The organism is Streptomyces sp. NPDC031340, from assembly GCF_055569945.1.
In genome coordinates, this window is the sequence record NZ_JBVIIE010000022.1 from 25279 (window position 1) to 41012 (window position 15734).

Annotated in this window: 15 protein-coding genes, 1 tRNA gene and 1 pseudogene; 5 read left to right on the forward strand and 12 right to left on the reverse strand. The window is 71.9% G+C overall.

The genetic code is table 11. The features are described from left to right. Nucleotides 1-45: 45 nt before the first annotated feature. The 3 genes from ACZ5GT_RS18825 to ACZ5GT_RS18835 all read left to right on the forward strand — a co-directional run bounded on the left by ACZ5GT_RS18825 (nt 46) and on the right by ACZ5GT_RS18835 (nt 2060). Entirely contained in the window at nt 46-984 is a 939-nt protein-coding gene (locus ACZ5GT_RS18825; protein WP_469024836.1) for a beta-ketoacyl-ACP synthase III, read from the forward strand. Nucleotides 985-1134: 150 nt separating this feature from the next. Continuing rightward, a complete protein-coding gene (locus ACZ5GT_RS18830) occupies nt 1135-1821 on the forward strand; it encodes a GntR family transcriptional regulator (protein ID WP_469024839.1) in 687 nt (228 codons plus the stop codon). A gap of 154 nt (nt 1822-1975) precedes the next feature. Next, a tRNA-Leu gene (locus tag ACZ5GT_RS18835) sits at nt 1976-2060 on the forward strand. A gap of 308 nt (nt 2061-2368) precedes the next feature. On the opposite strand, the gene ACZ5GT_RS18840 is transcribed toward ACZ5GT_RS18835, so the two are convergent. Continuing rightward, entirely contained in the window at nt 2369-3016 is a 648-nt protein-coding gene (locus ACZ5GT_RS18840; RefSeq protein ID WP_469024842.1) for a TetR/AcrR family transcriptional regulator, read from the reverse strand. A gap of 99 nt (nt 3017-3115) precedes the next feature. After that, nucleotides 3116-3445: a hypothetical protein gene (locus ACZ5GT_RS18845; RefSeq protein ID WP_469024845.1), complete on the reverse strand. Its 330-nt coding sequence runs from the start codon at nt 3443-3445 to the stop codon at nt 3116-3118. 1070 nt (nt 3446-4515) lie between these two features. Between ACZ5GT_RS18845 and ACZ5GT_RS18850 the strand changes: the two genes are divergently transcribed. Then, entirely contained in the window at nt 4516-4926 is a 411-nt protein-coding gene (locus ACZ5GT_RS18850; RefSeq protein WP_469024848.1) for a hypothetical protein, read from the forward strand. A gap of 100 nt (nt 4927-5026) precedes the next feature. Further along, nucleotides 5027-6121: a hypothetical protein gene (locus tag ACZ5GT_RS18855; RefSeq protein WP_469024853.1), complete on the forward strand. Its 1095-nt coding sequence runs from the start codon at nt 5027-5029 to the stop codon at nt 6119-6121. 93 nt (nt 6122-6214) lie between these two features. Here ACZ5GT_RS18855 and ACZ5GT_RS18860 read toward each other — a convergent pair. The 10 genes and pseudogenes from ACZ5GT_RS18860 to ACZ5GT_RS18905 form a co-directional block, all read right to left on the reverse strand. Then, nucleotides 6215-6307, reverse strand: a pseudogene (locus ACZ5GT_RS18860) (IS5/IS1182 family transposase); the annotation flags it as partial. 36 nt (nt 6308-6343) lie between these two features. Continuing rightward, nucleotides 6344-6868, reverse strand: a complete 525-nt coding sequence (locus ACZ5GT_RS18865; protein ID WP_469024856.1) for a discoidin domain-containing protein — start codon at nt 6866-6868, stop codon at nt 6344-6346. A gap of 686 nt (nt 6869-7554) precedes the next feature. Then, a complete protein-coding gene (locus tag ACZ5GT_RS18870) occupies nt 7555-8127 on the reverse strand; it encodes a phage tail protein (protein ID WP_469024860.1) in 573 nt (190 codons plus the stop codon). Continuing rightward, a complete protein-coding gene (locus ACZ5GT_RS18875) occupies nt 8128-10095 on the reverse strand; it encodes a putative baseplate assembly protein (RefSeq protein ID WP_469024863.1) in 1968 nt (655 codons plus the stop codon). It lies immediately after the preceding gene. Further along, nucleotides 10092-10499, reverse strand: coding sequence for a GPW/gp25 family protein (locus tag ACZ5GT_RS18880; RefSeq protein WP_469024866.1), 408 nt, complete (start codon nt 10497-10499; stop codon nt 10092-10094). The genes ACZ5GT_RS18875 and ACZ5GT_RS18880 overlap by 4 nt, the downstream gene beginning before the upstream one ends. 3 nt (nt 10500-10502) lie before the next feature. Then, nucleotides 10503-10778, reverse strand: a complete 276-nt coding sequence (locus tag ACZ5GT_RS18885; RefSeq protein WP_469024869.1) for a PAAR domain-containing protein — start codon at nt 10776-10778, stop codon at nt 10503-10505. A gap of 56 nt (nt 10779-10834) precedes the next feature. After that, complete coding sequence (locus tag ACZ5GT_RS18890) at nt 10835-12754, reverse strand: VgrG-related protein (RefSeq protein WP_469024876.1); 1920 nt, start codon at nt 12752-12754, stop codon at nt 10835-10837. Nucleotides 12755-12762: 8 nt separating this feature from the next. Then, on the reverse strand, nt 12763-13560 hold the full coding sequence (locus ACZ5GT_RS18895; protein ID WP_469024879.1) for a CIS tube protein: 798 nt from the start codon (nt 13558-13560) through the stop codon (nt 12763-12765). 3 nt (nt 13561-13563) lie between these two features. Further along, nucleotides 13564-13995, reverse strand: a complete 432-nt coding sequence (locus ACZ5GT_RS18900; protein WP_469024882.1) for a phage tail protein — start codon at nt 13993-13995, stop codon at nt 13564-13566. A gap of 88 nt (nt 13996-14083) precedes the next feature. Further along, on the reverse strand, nt 14084-15421 hold the full coding sequence (locus ACZ5GT_RS18905) for a hypothetical protein (RefSeq protein WP_469024886.1): 1338 nt from the start codon (nt 15419-15421) through the stop codon (nt 14084-14086). Nucleotides 15422-15734: the final 313 nt, after the last annotated feature.

Consider the following 15734-nt stretch of genomic DNA (forward strand, 5'->3'; position numbering starts at 1 on the left):
AGACTGAGGGCTCCCGTTACCCAGGCAACCAGGGGGACCCACCCGATGAACGGCTCGCGCATCACCGCCGTCGGCCACTACCAACCCGCCAAGGTGCTCACCAACGAGGACCTGGCGGCCCTGGTCGACACCAGCGACGAGTGGATCAGGACCCGGGTGGGCATCCGCACGCGTCACATCGCCGGACCCGACGAACCCGTCGACGAGCTGGCCGCCCACGCCGCCGCCAAGGCGCTCGCGGCGGCGGGTCTCACGCCCGGCGACATCGACCTGGTCGTGGTCGCCACGTCCACCGCGGTCGACCGCTCGCCCAACACCGCCGCCCGGGTCGCCGCCCGGCTCGGCATGTCCTCGCCCGCCGCGATGGACCTCAACGTCGTGTGCGCCGGATTCACCCACGCCCTGGCCACCGCCGACCACGCGGTCCGCGCCGGCGCCTCGGTCCGCGCCCTGGTCGTCGGCGCCGACAAGATGTCCGACGTCACCGACTGGAGCGACCGTACGACCTGCGTGCTCGTCGGCGACGGGGCGGGGGCCGCGGTGGTGGAGGCGGCGGAGGAGCCCGGCATCGGGCCCGTGCTGTGGGGCTCGGTGCCCGAGATGGGGCACGCCGTGCGCATCGAGGGGCAGCCGGCGCGGTTCGCGCAGGAGGGGCAGAGCGTCTACCGCTGGGCCACCACCCGGCTGCCCCCGATCGCCCGCCAGGCCTGCGAACGGGCCGGCCTCGCGCCCGAGGACCTCGCCGCGGTCGTCCTGCACCAGGCGAACCTGCGCATCATCGAACCCCTCGCCCAGAAGATCGGCGCCGTCAACGCGGTCGTCGCCCGCGACGTCACCGACTCCGGCAACACGTCGGCCGCGAGCATCCCGCTCGCCCTGTCCAAGCTGGTCGAACGCGGCGCGATCGGTACCGGGGACCCGGTCCTGCTGTTCGGCTTCGGCGGGAACCTGTCCTACGCGGGCCAGGTCGTACGCTGCCCCTGAGACCCCCTGCTCGGGCCGTTCGCCCGCCGGGCTCCCGGTGGGCTTTCCGGGCCCTGGGTGACGGTGCGCCGTAGACTGCGGACCGAGGACAAGCGCACCGTCATTTCCACGTCTGCCGTCGTCCCGCGCTGCCGGGAGGGGGACATCCCGATGTTGCCGACAGGGCTGCCGCAGGGGGCGGTGCCCAGGCTGGAACGGCCCGGCCCGCTGCGCGACCGCGTCTACGAGGCACTGCTCGAACTCATCACCACGCGCGCCCTGGAGCCCGGCCGGCACCTGGTCGAGAGCGAACTCGCCGGGCATCTCGGCGTCTCCCGCCAGCCCGTGCGCGAGGCGCTGCAGCGGCTGAACACCGAGGGCTGGGTCGATCTGCGGCCCGCCCAGGGTGCGTTCGTGCACCAGCCGACGGACCAGGAGGTCGACCAACTGCTCACCGTGCGGACGTTGTTGGAGGCCGAGGCGGCCCGGCTCGCCGCCGCGCACCCGGACAGCGCCGGCTTCGCCGTGCTGGAGCGACTGTGTGCCGAGGCCGAGAAGGCCGACGCCGACGACATCGACGTCGACCTCGACGTGACCGTCCGCCTGAACGCCCGGTTCCACGCGAAGATCATGGAGCTGGCCGGCAACGCGGTCCTCGCCGACCTGGCGGCGCAGGTCGACCGCCGGGTGCGCTGGTACTACGCGCCCGTGGCCCGGCAGCGCGGCCGGCAGTCCTGGGCCGAGCACCGCGCGCTGACCGCCGCGATCGCCGACGGGGACGAACAGCGCGCCGCGGCGCTCATGCGCGACCACACCGAGCACACGCGACGGTCGTACCACGCCCGCGCCCGGTCCTGACCGCGCCCGCCATCCCCGGACCGGCAGGACGGGCATCCCCGGACCGGCATGGGCGGGCATCCCCGGGAAAACGCAGGTGAAAGGCACCCTGAAAGCTTGGTATTGTTGTCCTCGTCGCCGCGGGGGAACACCCCGGCCGGGCGGCAGACACCTGGTCCGGGTGGCGGAATGGCAGACGCGCTAGCTTGAGGTGCTAGTGCCCTTTATCGGGCGTGGGGGTTCAAGTCCCCCCTCGGACACACAGAGGCAGAGTTCCCCAGGTTCCGCCACGTTGTCCTGTTTTCGGGCAGGGGAAGTCAGCACCCGCTTCCAGCTCCTGGCTGGGGCGGGTGTCGTCGTTCCAGTGATCTCCTCGATTCTTCTCCCTGGCCGGCGCCGACGTGTTGACGATCGGCCCGGCGCGCGTCGAGTGCGCACCTGCACCGTAAGTACCTCAAGGGCCGCCCCGGCTTCCAGTGGCGCCGGATCGTCGTGTGCGACGACGGCACGATCCTCGACATCGTCGCCTACGACACCATCGAGCACGCCCGCTCCTCAGCCGCCGGGATCACCGGCGAACGGTGGGCCGCCCCGCCGGGCGGCGGTACACGCCGTGCCAGTAGCCGTGGGCGAGTTCCCGGGCCACGTCGGCGTCGTCGCTGCCGTCGCCGCCGACCACCTGCCGGGTGATGACCTCGCCGCCCCCTTGGACGATCAACCGCGCGGCGAGCCGCGGATCGATGTCCGCGGGCGTGCGGCCGGCCCGCTGCTCCTCCTCCAGCACCGCCACCGTGTTGTCGACGAAGCGGTCCTGGTGCGCCGACCACGAGTCGCGGACCGCGGGGTCGTAGGCGGCCACCTCGTGGATGGCGGACAGCAGGGCCGCGTGCTCGCGGTAGTGACGCATGATCTGTTCGTAGGTGCGGGCCAGCCCGTCGGCGCCGCCGTCGGGCCCGCAGGGTTCCCACGCCTCCGCGATCTCGTAGCTCCGGGTCCTGAGCGAACCGCTCACCCGCAGCAGGACGTCGACCTTGTCGCGGAAGTACAGATAGAAGGTCGACCGCGAGATCCCCGCGGCGTGCGCGATCTGTTCGACGCTCAGTTCGGTGTAGGTCAGACCGCCCCGCAGGAGTTCCTCGAGCGCGGACACCATGCGCTCCTCGAGTGCGGCCCGCCGGTCGGCCGCGGTGGAACGTCGTCGCGTGGTGGAAGCCATGCCGCCATCCTACGGAGCGGCCGGAACGGCTCTCGTGGGGGCGGCGGCACCGCTCGGGGCCGGTGGGACCATCAGGCTCCCGCGGTCAGACCGTGAGGCTCACGAGCTCGTCGACGTCCAGGAGCGACTTGCCGTACACCTCTGGGCCGACGGCCGGGACGAGGCCCGCGTGCCGGGCATGTGCCAGGTGTCCTCCGGTGTGAGGTCGCCGACGGGGATCAGGACCAGCGCCTGGCCGACGACCACATCCTGATCGTTCTTGAGCAGCGCGCCGACTGCGGCCCGTCTGGCGTTCGGGGAAGTGGAGCTGTAGGACCACCGGCCGCTGACCCGCCAGTGGCCCGGTACCTTGCCCCCCGTCCCGGTCGGCACCGCCACACCGGTCACGTGCGCGTCGGGATCCGTGCCGAAGAGCGCTTCCTTGGCCAACGTTGTCCGCCGAGCTTCCGACGGAACTGACGCCCTGAACCGCACCTGCTCGACGGCGGGCGTCGGCGCATGCCCGGCTCGCGCGCCGGACTGCTTGGCCCGGCACGACGGCGCCCACGAGACTGCCGCGAAGCCGCTGGGACCCGAACGTGAGAAGCCACGCCTGAATGTATGCGGTCGGCGATCAACCGGCCTTGTCGGGCGCCAGGCGTCGAGGTCGATCAACCGCGGCGAGATCACGGACCTCAATTGACGACGGCTGGTACCCGACAGCCATGACGGACATCCCGGTACGGGCAGTCCGTACGCGACCGGTTCACTGCGCCCTTCTGGTGCGGACGCCAGCCAATGGAGGGAAGTCATTGCACAGATCGTTGGACAGTGTGTCCAATCAGTATTAGGGTTGCGTCAACGGGTCTGGCGCCAAGCCGGGTTGGCTACGGTGAGGAGATATTTCCTTGATCTTCGATGATGTGGGTCGACCCCTGACCGGTGCGCGCGAAGCGTCATAGATCCCTGCATCGAGGGGCCAAGCGCAAGCCCGCGCCGGCCGGAAGGGTCGGTCCACCGAGCACCGGAGGAAGGGCGGGATCGGGTTGCCCACTCACGCGGTGGTGCGGTCTGCGAGCTCGTCGCCGCAACTGCGAGGGCCATGCTCTCAGTGCTCTCCCGGCAGACCGACCTGAACGGGCGCTTCCGCACCGTCGACGCGTGGTGTTCCGTTCCCAGCCGCGCCTTTACCCGAACCGCCGGCTTCCATGGGTAGCCACGGAGATCGTCCGGCGCCAGGCGCCGTCAGAACGAAGCCATCGAACGCCACGCAGACTGCGACGGCCCAGCCCGCCCGCCCTGTGTACGTCAACCGCGTCCAGGCGCTACCACCTCAGTATCTGGGAGAGCTTCCGGGTCGGTCGCAACTCGGGGGTCCCCGGGAGTGGGGTTCCGGCAGCCCGCCGTTCCCTTTCGGCGACGCTCCCGGCGGGAAGGCGTTCCGAAATCCAGGGAATTCCGCAATAGAACCATGAACTTCCCGCCACCGGTAAAACGATACTGAAGAAAGGTTGCACAGAATGATGAAGAAGATGGTCTCATTGATTGCCGCGGCGATTCTTTCGGCAGGGGGTGGTGTGACGGCTTCGGTCGTCACGTCAACTCCCGCTTCGGCAGCGTCCGTCAGTGACTGCGCATACGCCTGGTTCTACTCGGGCCAGAACTATTCGGGAAGTGAGTACTTCTACAACTGCAACGAGAGCGGCGGATTCAAGACATTCCCGCAGCCCATCAACTCCGTTATCAACTGGAACGAGCAGTGGAGGATCTGCGGATACAGTCGAGATGCCTCCGATAAGTACGGTTTCCAGAACGGAGCATGGCCATACGTTGGGGCCCCGTTCACGTACAGCGACCCTTTGGATTCGGTGATCAGCGACGGGGCCTTCATAGGTGTCACCCCCGTCGGCGGCCTGTGGGCCGACTGCTAGTCGGTCGACCTGCTTGATAGCTGTTCGGCTGTCACGCCTCAATGAGCGGCGTGACAGCCGAACAGTTGACGGCAGCACACAACAGCGGGCTGGTGATTTCATGTTATGGATGAAGAAAAGTTCACCGATCGAGGAGAAGTCGAGATCATTGGTCTCTCGCAATTTCCGGGGAGTCGTTTCGCTTTCGGCGGTCATCATGCTGGGGCTCATCGCTCTTGCGGTGTCGAAAGCGGTGGAAAATCGGCCGGGAGGCAGACCTGTGTCCGCGGACCGTATGGCACAGTCCCTCATGACGCTGCTGCCGCACGGGCGGGTGTCGGAGCTCCCAAGGAATGGGGCGACGTCGGCTGCATCCTCCGGCCAAATCCTGTTCAGAAATGATCGCGGGGCATCTTTGGTCGAAGTCAGCCTTTCTTGGCTCCCGGACGGTACACCCGACCCCGCGTGCCCACTTCGCTCCACCCATCCGTATGACCATTGCGTCGAGAAGACGGCTGAGAGGGGCGGGAAGCTGATTTCCTATCAAGGCCACGAGAAGCTCCTCGATCCTAACTCCAAGGAGCGGTGGGTGGCGCAGTTCACGGGTCGGGGCGGAGGTCAGGTGTCCGTCGTGCAGACGGAAGCCGAGAAAAGGAACGCAGGCAAGGCGCCGAATGGATCGCTGCCGCTGACCATCGGCCAACTATCCAGGATCGCGATGTCAACCGAATGGACGTCGCTCCTCCCGCATGTGCCGGAGCCTCCGGCCCCGCCCACGCCACCGAGCGCAGGAAGGATGAAAAAGCACAAAATTCTTGCACAGTTGAAGGGTATGCTGAGCGAGGACCTGACCATTGCCGATGAGGAGGGAGGGGATCGCGGTTACGTTGATCTGACAGTGGACGACGGAAAAGGAAAGTCGTTGCTGGCCATCAGCATCCAGCAATGGGATCAAAAAAGCCCCGAGATGTTCTCCTTGTTCCGGTATTCTGATTCCACGCCTGGCGGGGCCAGAATCGTCACGCGGCAGGGGAAGCCGGACCAGGAGACCGGTGCCGTCCAGAGGGATGCCGACGTCTTGTACGAAGACGGGTTCAGGGTTCTGGTGACTGAGCTGAACGCCTCTTCCTTCGGAACGCCCGCGACCCGGAAGAGACCCGTGCTGACGATGAGCCAACTCAAGTCGATCGCTCTCGACAGATCGTGGCGGCGATAGGAATCAGCCTCCGCCGACGCGCCGTCCACACGGATGCCTAGGCGTTGTCCCGTAAATGATCTACAGCGCGGCAGATGACCTGCTCGTTTTCCGTCACCCGGCGAGGGTGACGTTGTGCAGACGTGCGATGCCGAGCACGGCGTGGTGTACGCCGTCTCCCTTGAGACGGCAGTCGCGCAGGATCTTTCGTCGCATGTTCGCGGTGGATGGTGCTGCCGAGTCTCACTGGCGTCCGAAGAACTCCACCTCGGCGATGGCCACCCGGCGGTCCTTCCGTGCGGCGTAGGCGGCGTCCACCGTCAGCCGCACCCGCGTCACGTCCGCTCCCCGGACGTCGAAGCTCTGCTGGCCGGGCTTGTCGTCGATGTCCAGGTTCTTGGTGGTGTGCTCGCCCTGTGAGGAGATGAGGGTGACGGTGATCCGCGCGGGCCGGGCCTGGCCGAGGAACTCGTCCGCCTTCGTCGAACTCCCGGAGGTGATAAGGAGTTTGCGTAACCGCACCGGCCGTTCGAAGTCGGCTTCCAGATACTGCCCCGTGCCGGGTCCTGTGGCGGCCGGCGCCCAGTAGCGGTTGCTGAGGCTGTCGAAGGCCGCCTGCGCCCGGTGGGACGGCGTCTGGCTGGAGGCGCGCACCTGCGCGGGGTGCAGCGGCTTCGGGGCACCGGCGCTGTCCTCGGCGAAGGTGAACAGCTCGGTCAACTGCGCCCGGGCGAGCCATGCCGCGACGGCGAGGACGATCAGGAACACCGGCAGCGTCAGTCGCGGCCGGCGCCACGCCCGAGTCCTGGGTCTGCTTCCGGCGGCCGGCGGCCGCCGCTCGCGACCCGGCAGGACGCGACGCCACCAGGGCGCCCGGGGAGCCTGGCCGGGCGGCCGCGCGGGGTCGAGCAGGGTCCCGCAGCGTTCGCACAGCCGCCGGTCGTGCGGATTCTCGGCACGGCAGCCCGGGCAGGCGCGGCCGGGGCGGTGCGGCGGTGAGTCCGGCCGGGGCGGCACCTCGGGTGGCGGGTCCGCGGCGGCGCCGGTGCGGTGGTCCGGTGCGCGCTCGGGAGGGTCGTCGGGCCGCCGCGGGGCGACCACGGGCGGCGTTGCCGACGGCGCCCCCGTCTGCGCGGTCGGGGACGTCTGCGCGGCCGAGGATGTCTGTGGCGCCGGGGAGGTCCGTGCGGCCGAGGACGTCTGTGTGGCCGGGGACGTCGTCGTGGCCGGGCCGGCGGCGTCGGACGGGGGTGTGGCCGGCGTTGTCTCCGGAGGCGAATCCGGCGTTGTCTCCGGCGTTGTCTCCGGCGGTGTCTCCGGAGGCGGGGGAGTGGCCTGGCCCGTGGTGGGAGGCGGTTCCCCGGCCCGTTCCTCCTCCCACGCCAGAAACGCCCGGCAGGACGCGCAGAAGCGGGTGCCGGGCGCGTTGCGGTGGCCGCAGTCGGGACAGATCATCACGCATCAGTCCCGTCCGCCGCCACGACCTCGACCTCGTACCCGACGTGCGCGGGCACCTCGGCGGCCACCAGCCTCTCCAGCCGCGCCCGGGCCGGTGCCACCGCCTGCGCGTCCGCGATCCGCAGCCGCACCCGCACCCACGGCCGCGCCGAACCGGGCAGCGCCGACCCCGGCTCACCGGACCAGGACGTGGCGCCGCTCTCGCTGATCTCCGGTTCGAGGCCCGTCTCCGCCCGGATCGCCGCGGCCAGTCCCGCCCGGGTCCCCCGCTGACGGTGCCGGGCCACCGCCCCGGCCACGACGGCGCGGCGCCGGCCGACCGGCCGGTCCCCGTCCCCGTCCTCGTCCGCGTTCGCCGCCACCCACCCCGCCAGCAACGACAGCAGGTCCTCGGGCGCGGTGCGCGGATCCAGGTGGGCGGGCAGGTTGTCCAGGGTGAGCAGCACCGGCGCCAGCACCTCGTCCAGCGCGCTCAGGAAGCCGGCGACGAAGGGCTGGTCCAGATAGACCGCGGGCAGTTGATGCAGCAGCGGGTGCGGTGTCGGCAGTCCGGGAAGTGTTCCGCGCACTCACGCCTCCCTCACCCGCAGCTGGTGTTCATAGCTGAACACCAGTGCGTGCCGGTCCAGTTCGATCTTCGTGGCGGCGTCGCCGCGCTGTCCCGTGACCGGGTCCGCCGGGAACAGCATGACGTCCTCGACCAGGTCGACGCCGGGCACCCGTTGCAGCACCGCGAACACCTCCCCGGAGTGCACCGGGCGGCCGAAGGGCCAGCCCTGCCCGTCCGGCCCGCCGGTCAGCGGATTGAAGTAGCCGTACAGCGCGGCCAACGCCGCGCCCCGCAGCCGCTCGACCGCCAGCCCGCGGCCCGGCACCACCGAGGCGACCACGGTGACGCCCTGGTAGTAGGGCGGCTCCACGACCAGCCGGGTGCCGATCGGGCGCCGCTCGTCCAGATACGACGCGATCATCGCGAGGGTGTCCCGCGGCGGGATCAGCTCCTGGAACCGGATCCGCCCCTGCTCGTCGTTGCGACCGGCCGGCACCACCAACAGCCTTACACCGCCCGCCTGTTCGGGCGGTTCCCCGGCATCGCCCGGTCCCGCCGGGACGCAGGCCACCCGGGCCGCGTCCGGCGCCACCTCGCGCGCCAGCAGTTCGTAGTCGCGCGGCACCACGGCCCGGTGCAGGGTGCGCAGCGTCATCGGCCCCCGCACCCGCGCGTTCTCCACCGTCTCGCCGTCCACCCCGCCCAGCGCCGGACGGCGGTTCTCCACCCGTGCCACGAACGGCAGCGAGCTGCGCAGCACCCGCAGGGCGCCCCGTGCCACGTTGCCCCGACGTCCGCCGCCCGTACGGTAGGACCGCACCCGCACCGGGGCGCCCTTCGGCGGTACCGCGCCGTACAGCCGCAGCGTGCCGTCGGCTTCCCGCACGGCGGGCCCGAAGTCCACCTGGCCGGAGTTGGGGTCCAGGGTGATGTGGCGGTCGTAGGGGGTGGAGTGCGCGAAGTCGTCCACCCGTGTCCACTCCACCCAGCCGCGTCCCTCGGCCACCTCCACCACGAACGGCTGCTCGTCCGCCACCACCGGTGGCCGGGCCACCCGGAAGCCCTGCCCGGCCACCCCTTCCGACAGGCCCAGCACCTCCTCCACGACGGTCTCGGCGTGCGCGGCCGCCACCGTTCCGCCGATCGTGAACGCGCTCGCCCGGCGGACCGTCGGCGACGCCACATAGGCGGGCTGGTCCGCCGCGGCGTCCACCAGGCGGCAGCGCAGCCAGCCGCCGGAGTGCCCCGCCAGCACGGAGGCGGTGTGCGCGGCGGGCACGTGCAGGATGACCTCGCCGGCCTTGTTGAATCCGCCGGTGTCGTCCTTCTCGACCTCGCACGCCGCCCAGGCGGCGCCGTCCCACGCCTCCCAGACCAGCGGCGGGCGGCGGGGATCGACCCCGACGCCGTCCACCCGGCAGTCCAGGCGCAGTACCACCGCGCAGCCGGGCACCGGCTGGGACAGCCCGACGCAGAGGCAGTCCCCGGGCGTGGGAGCGGTGCCGAAACACGGCACGTCACGGCCGAGGGCCAGCTCCGCGGACCGGTCGGCGGCATCGCCGGTGGCCGGCCAGGTGACCAGACGGGACAGCGCGCACGGCACGATCGACAGATCCCGGCCGGTGGTGAACACCACCGCGTCCTCGGTCTCGGTGCGCACGGTGGCCACCTCGGTCCCGGCCGCGACGCGCACCGTGTCGGGCTGCGGCGCGGAAAGCCAGAACGTGGTTTCCGTGCGCGCGGCCGTCGGCGGGTACAGCCGCACCCCGATGAGGTCCAGGAACGTCAGGTAGTTCTTGTCCGGCACCCGGTTCAGCCGGTAGACGAGCTGGTCGACCATGGTGGCGAACGCCTCGATCAGTGTGACGCCGGGATCGGAGACGTTGTGGTCGGTCCACTCCGGGCAGCGCTGCTGCACCAACCGCTTGGCCTCGTCCACCAGTTGCTGGAAGCGCCGGTCGTCCAGGTTGGGGCTGGGGAGCGTCATGCGGACCCCTCGCCGTCCGGGATCACATAGAACGGGAAGACCAGGTTGCGCGGATCGTTGGTGCCGCGCACCGCGTACCCGACGTCGATGTAGAGCACGCCGTCGTCCGCCTCGTCGAACCGTACGGCGACGTCCGTCACCTCGATGCGCGGCTCCCACCGCTCCAGGGCGAGCCGCACCTCGTAGGCGAGCTGCCCGGCCGTGCCGGCGTCCGCGGGCGCGAACACGTAGTCGCCGAGCGCGCACCCGAACTCCGGACGCATCGGCCGCTCGCCGGGCGAGGTGGCCAGGATCAGCCGGATCGACTCCGCGATCTCGCGTTCGTCCCGCACCAGCGCGACGCTGCCGGTGGCGTCCGTGCGCGGCGGGAACGCCCAGCCCGCGCCGATGAACTGCCGGCCCATCCCTCACCCTCCGATCTGCACGCTCGGGCACCCGGACGTGACCGGCGAGCCGCAGGCCGCCGCGTCGCCCACCCGGGCGGCCGGCCGGCCGCCGATGAGCACACTGGAACTGCCGGGCGGGGCAAGGGCGGACGGGCCGTGCGCGGCGGGCGAGGAACACTGGTGCGCGGTGCCCACCGTGGCCGCGGGCCGCCCACCGATCAGCACCGTGGGCACTCCGGGCGGGCCGATCACCCCGGGATGCCCGGTGGGATCGCCGACGCGTGCGGCTGCTGGCATGTGCTGTGCCCCCTGCCTGATCCTGATCCGTTCGGTGCCGTGCCGTGCCGTGCGGTTCAATTGATGCGCACCAGCGGCGAGTTGACGGTGAGCGTGTTACCGCCCCTGAGTTCGGTGCGGGTGGTGCTGTCCACCGCCACCTGGTTGCCCCGCACCTCCACCGCGCCGCCGGTGGACAGCTTCACCCGGCCGGTGCCGCCGTCCACCTGGACCCCGCTGCGGGCGGTGAGCTTCACCGCGTCGCCGGTCAGCTCCAGCGTGCCGCTGCCCGCGTCCAGCGCGACCCCGCTGCCCGCCTTGATCGAGACCTGCTCCTTCGCCTCGATCTCCACCGTGCCGTCGCTGTGCACCACGATGGTGGTGCCCCTGCGGTCGAGATCGATCCTGAGCTTCCCGTCGCCCGTCACCAGCCGTACGCCCTGCGGGCCGTTCGCCGCGTCCAGCAGCTCCAGTCTGTTGCCGCCGCGAGAGCCGAACGCGCGCTTGTTGACGGCGCCGCTCGTGGGGTCGACAGCCTCCGCGTCCTGACCGCCCCCCTGGCCCCCCTGGCCGCCCGGGCCCGCGGCCTGTCCCGCGCCGCCCTGCCCCTGCCCCGGCCTGTCCTGACCGTTGTAGAGACCGGCGAGCACGTAGGGACGGTCCAGGTGCCCCTGTTCGAACCCGACCAGCACCTCGTCGCCGACCTCGGGGATGAACGCCGCTCCACCGCCGGTCCCGCCCGCCTGGGCGGTCCGCGCCCAGTCGCTCGCGTACTCGTCGGACAGCCACGGGAACCGCACCTTGACCCGGCCCAGGCCCTCCGGGTCCTTGGTGTCCGTCACGGTGCCGTTCGCCAGCCCGGAACACCGGGAGCCCGCCCCGGTACCGCCTCCAGGCCCGCCGCCGGTCAGCCCGAACAGCGAACGCTCCTGCTGCCCGGAGACCGTCACCCAGGTCTCGTAGCCGCGGACCGGATCGAACACGTGCCGTGAGGACGTCACCGTGTACCGGCCCTCGAACGGCGCGCCCACTCCGGCCAGCGTGACCGCGCCACCCGCCCGCACCTCCGGATTGCCCCGGATCACCGCCTCCAGCTCCGCGAACGACCCCGCGATCCGCGCGGCGAGCGCCTTCGCCGCCTGGTCCACCCGCGCCTGGTTGTCGTACGGCGCGTCCGACACCACGAAGTCCGCCTCGCCGAACGGCTGTGCCACCTCGGCCGCCGTCACCCCCAGCTCCAGCGTCGCCGCCCGGCCCGCGTCGGCGCGGCCCACCAGCGGCTGCTTCGCCCGTACGTCCCAGCCCCGCACCTCGACCGCCGACACCTGCTCGGCGGCGGACACCCCGGCCCGGCAGCGCAGCAGGTTGTCACCCAGCTCCAGGACCAGGGGATCGCGTTCGGCCCGCGCGGACGTCTCCGGAGCGGCACCCGCCTCCGTGGGCCGCACGACGTTCAGCCGGCCGTCCGTCACATGGATCTGCGCGCCCGCCTCCTCGGCCAGTGAGCTCAGGAACTCCCAGTCGCTGACGTTCGGCTGGGCCACGTGCTCCAGCACCGGGCCCGCCACGTCCACCGTGCCCGGCTGCAGCCCCGCACGCCGCGCCACCCGGACGCAGATGTCCGCTAGCGTCATGTTCTGGTAGCCGGCCACCCGGCGGCCGCGCAGCAGCCGGTGCGACTCGTCCAGCCCCCGCACCACCGTGAAGGTGCCCGTGTCGTCGAACTCCACCTCCAGCGCCGTCACGCTCCCGGTGAACAGCGGACGCGGCGCGGGACCACCCCCGGCGACGGCCAGCAGCCGCACCCGGGTACCCATCCGGACGCCCGTCTGTTCCAGCAGCACCCGGCCGGGGTCGCGGAAACGCAGCACGAACAAGTCCGGCAGCGTCCGGCTGTCGTCCACGTACCCCTCGACCAGGGTGTTCGCCACCGGCGGTGGCAGCGGACGGCCGTCGAACTCCACCACCAGTACCTTGGCGACGCTCTGATTGACCATGACCGGCCTCACCGACCTCCGTCGTGTCCGTCGCCACCGCCCGCGCCCCGCTCCAGCTCGTCCAGCGCGGGAAGCAGCAGCTCGCGGCCCTCGGGCAGGCGCATCGGATCGTCGATCCCGTTCGCCTCCGCGATCGCCCGCCAGGCGGCCGGGTCGCCGTACTCGCGCCAGGCCAGCAACGCCAGCGAGTCCCCGGCGCGCACCCGGTGCACCCGGCGCGCGTGCAGCGCTCCCGAGGTGGGGTTCTGCCCCGGAGTCTCCCCGGTGATCTCCTCCATCGTGACCTGGCACACCGCCCGGATCGGCACTCCGGAGGTGGTGAACAGGGTGTACTTCGCCTGCACCTGGCTGACGTAACCGGGAAAACCGGTGAGCCCGCCCCAGTGGAAGACCACCCACGGCGGTGAGGCCCGCTGCTGCTGCCGCGTCTCGCTCGTCGGCACACAGCACGCGAACAGCTTCTCGACCGCGCTCACCACGCTGGTGTCCTGCGTGTCGCTCGCGTCGAAGAACATCTCCACCGTGAGTTTGCTGGGCTGCGGCCCCTGGTACTCGGGCGGTCCCGCGCTCTTCGCCCCCTTGGCCGGAGTCCGCTTCCAGGCCGCCGCCTTGGTCAGGGACAGCTCCTTCGGATTGAACTGGAAGTCGATCCGGCCACAGGGCGCGCCCGGTGTCAGACTGCCGCCCGGCGGCGGGGTGCGCAGCTCCAGGTACGCGTGCTCCAGCTTGGGCCGGGACCCGCCACCGGCCCCCCGGACGGCACCCGCCCCCGCGCCCGCCGCGCTGAACGCCACCGGTGAACCCACCGCTCAGCCCTCCATCACATAGCCGTGGTGGGCGATCTCGATGGTCTCCGTCGCGACCTTGGGGGACTCAGGGTTGAACGCGGGCCCGCTCCAGCGCACCGGCACCACCTCCAGCAGCCCCCACTGCGCCACCTTGCGGCCGTCGCCGGTGCGCGCCTCGATGTGCGCCGTCCTGCGCTTGATGCCGGTGGTCATGCTCGCGAACCACTTGGCCACCTTCTCGGTGTCCCGGGTCAGCGGCCTCGACAGCTTGATGTTCGGGTACTTCAGGCGGGTGGGCAGCTGCCACAGGTGACCGTTGTTGCCGCCCTCCTCGCGTTGTTCGAGCACCACCTCGCAGCCCAGGCCCTCACACGTGTTGAACGAGCCCAGCTCGATGCCGTCCACGGTGACGACGAAGCAGACGCTGACCGCCGGGTCATCGGTCACGGACATGCCGTACCTCTTCTCTCCGCACCCGTCGGTGCCGGGTGTCTGGTGTCCCTCCGCACTCGTCCGTCTCTCCGCGCTCGTCGGCGCCGCGTCAGTGCCGGGTGTCGATCAGCCGGCCGGCCCGTTCCCGGTCCAGCCGCAGCTCCGCCTTCAGCAGCCGGCTCAGCGGCGCCACCAGGGCCCGCACCAGCTCGTCGTCCACCTTCGGCGCGCCGCGCCCGGAGCCGCCGGACGCCTGATCCCGGGCCTGCTCCCCGGCGGCGGACGACGCGGTGCCCGAGCTCTCGGGGGGCGGTTCGGGGGACGGCTCGGAGGACGCGGCCGGTGGGTCCGGCGGGTCGGGCGGGTCTAGGGGCGGAGGCCCGGAACCGGACGCGTCACGCTGGACGAACCCGGGCTGCACGAACCCGGGCGACGGGGCGTACGACACGCGCTGTACGGCTTGGGGGAGCGGCACCGCCGCCGACGGCGGACCGTACGACTCGGGACGTACGGCCGACGCGGACGGTGAGCGGAACACCACCGAGCCGTCGGCCATGCGCTGGGCCACCCCCGCGGTGACGGCCACCGCACCGGCGTCCGGCAGCGGGCGGGGCGCCGCGGGGGAGGGCGTCCGTACGGCCGGCGGCGGGTCGGCCGCCGCCGGAGCGACGGATCGCTGGGCGGATCGCTGGGCGGATCGCTGGGCGGATCGCTGGGCGGGCGGCACCGGGGAATGTCCTGACGGCGCTCCAGCCGCGCCCGCGGGACCCCCGCCCGCCGTCGCCGCCGGGCCGTCCCCGGGACCGGACGCCCACCGCAGCGGCACGACGCGCGGCTCGGCCTCGACCGGGTGCGCACCGGGCCCGCCCCGCGCTTCCGAGAAGAGCGGTACCGACCTCTGTGCGACCAGCGGCACCACCGGCTCTGCCGCCGTAACCGGTTCGGCCGGCACCGGCGTTCCGGCCGCGGTGGCCCGCTGGATCGGTACAGGCGTGGCGGTGGCGGCGACGGTCGGCTCCGGTGCGGGTGCGGGTGCGGGTGCGGGTGCGGGCGTCGGGCCGGGGTCCTGGAGCCGCGCGACGAGTGGATCGTCCGCGAGCAGCGGCTTGGACGACGGGTCCGCCGACGGGGCGGACCTGGGCTCGTCCGGAGGCAGGGCGCCACCGCTGCTCGCGGCGGGCTTCCGCTGGGCCGTGGGCGGCAGCGAGGTCAACGGCTCACCCAGGCCGAAGCCGACGTGCGGGCGGGCGGACCCGGGCTCGGCGGCCCGCTGGACCGGCGGTGACGCGGACGTCGGCGCCGACCGTGCTGACGGTGTCGGCGGGGAAGCCGGCGGGGTGCCCTCCGGCGTCGTACCGGCCTGTCTGTCCTCGACCGGTACGCGGTCCAGCTGACGCAACGGCAGGCCGGGAGCCGGGGCCGAGACCAACGGCGCGGCGGTGTCCACGTCGTCGGCACCGCTTGCGCCGGGTGTGGGCGAAAGGTCGTCGGATCCACCAGCGTCCACCGATCGCTGCAACGGAACGACCGGAAGCGGCAGTCCACCGCTCAACCCCGGGGCGCCCGACTCCCGCGTCGGGCCGGCGGCCTCCCGATGCGAGGCATCCGGGTGCGCCTGACGGCTCACCGTCGGCGGTGCGGCGGACGCGGTCGGCTCCACGAGCCCGTGGCCCAGCCCGGACGGCGCCTCAGGACTCACCAGATGGCCGAGCGGGGTGCGGAACGAAGCGTCCCGCCAGGTGCCCAGCGAACCGCGGAAC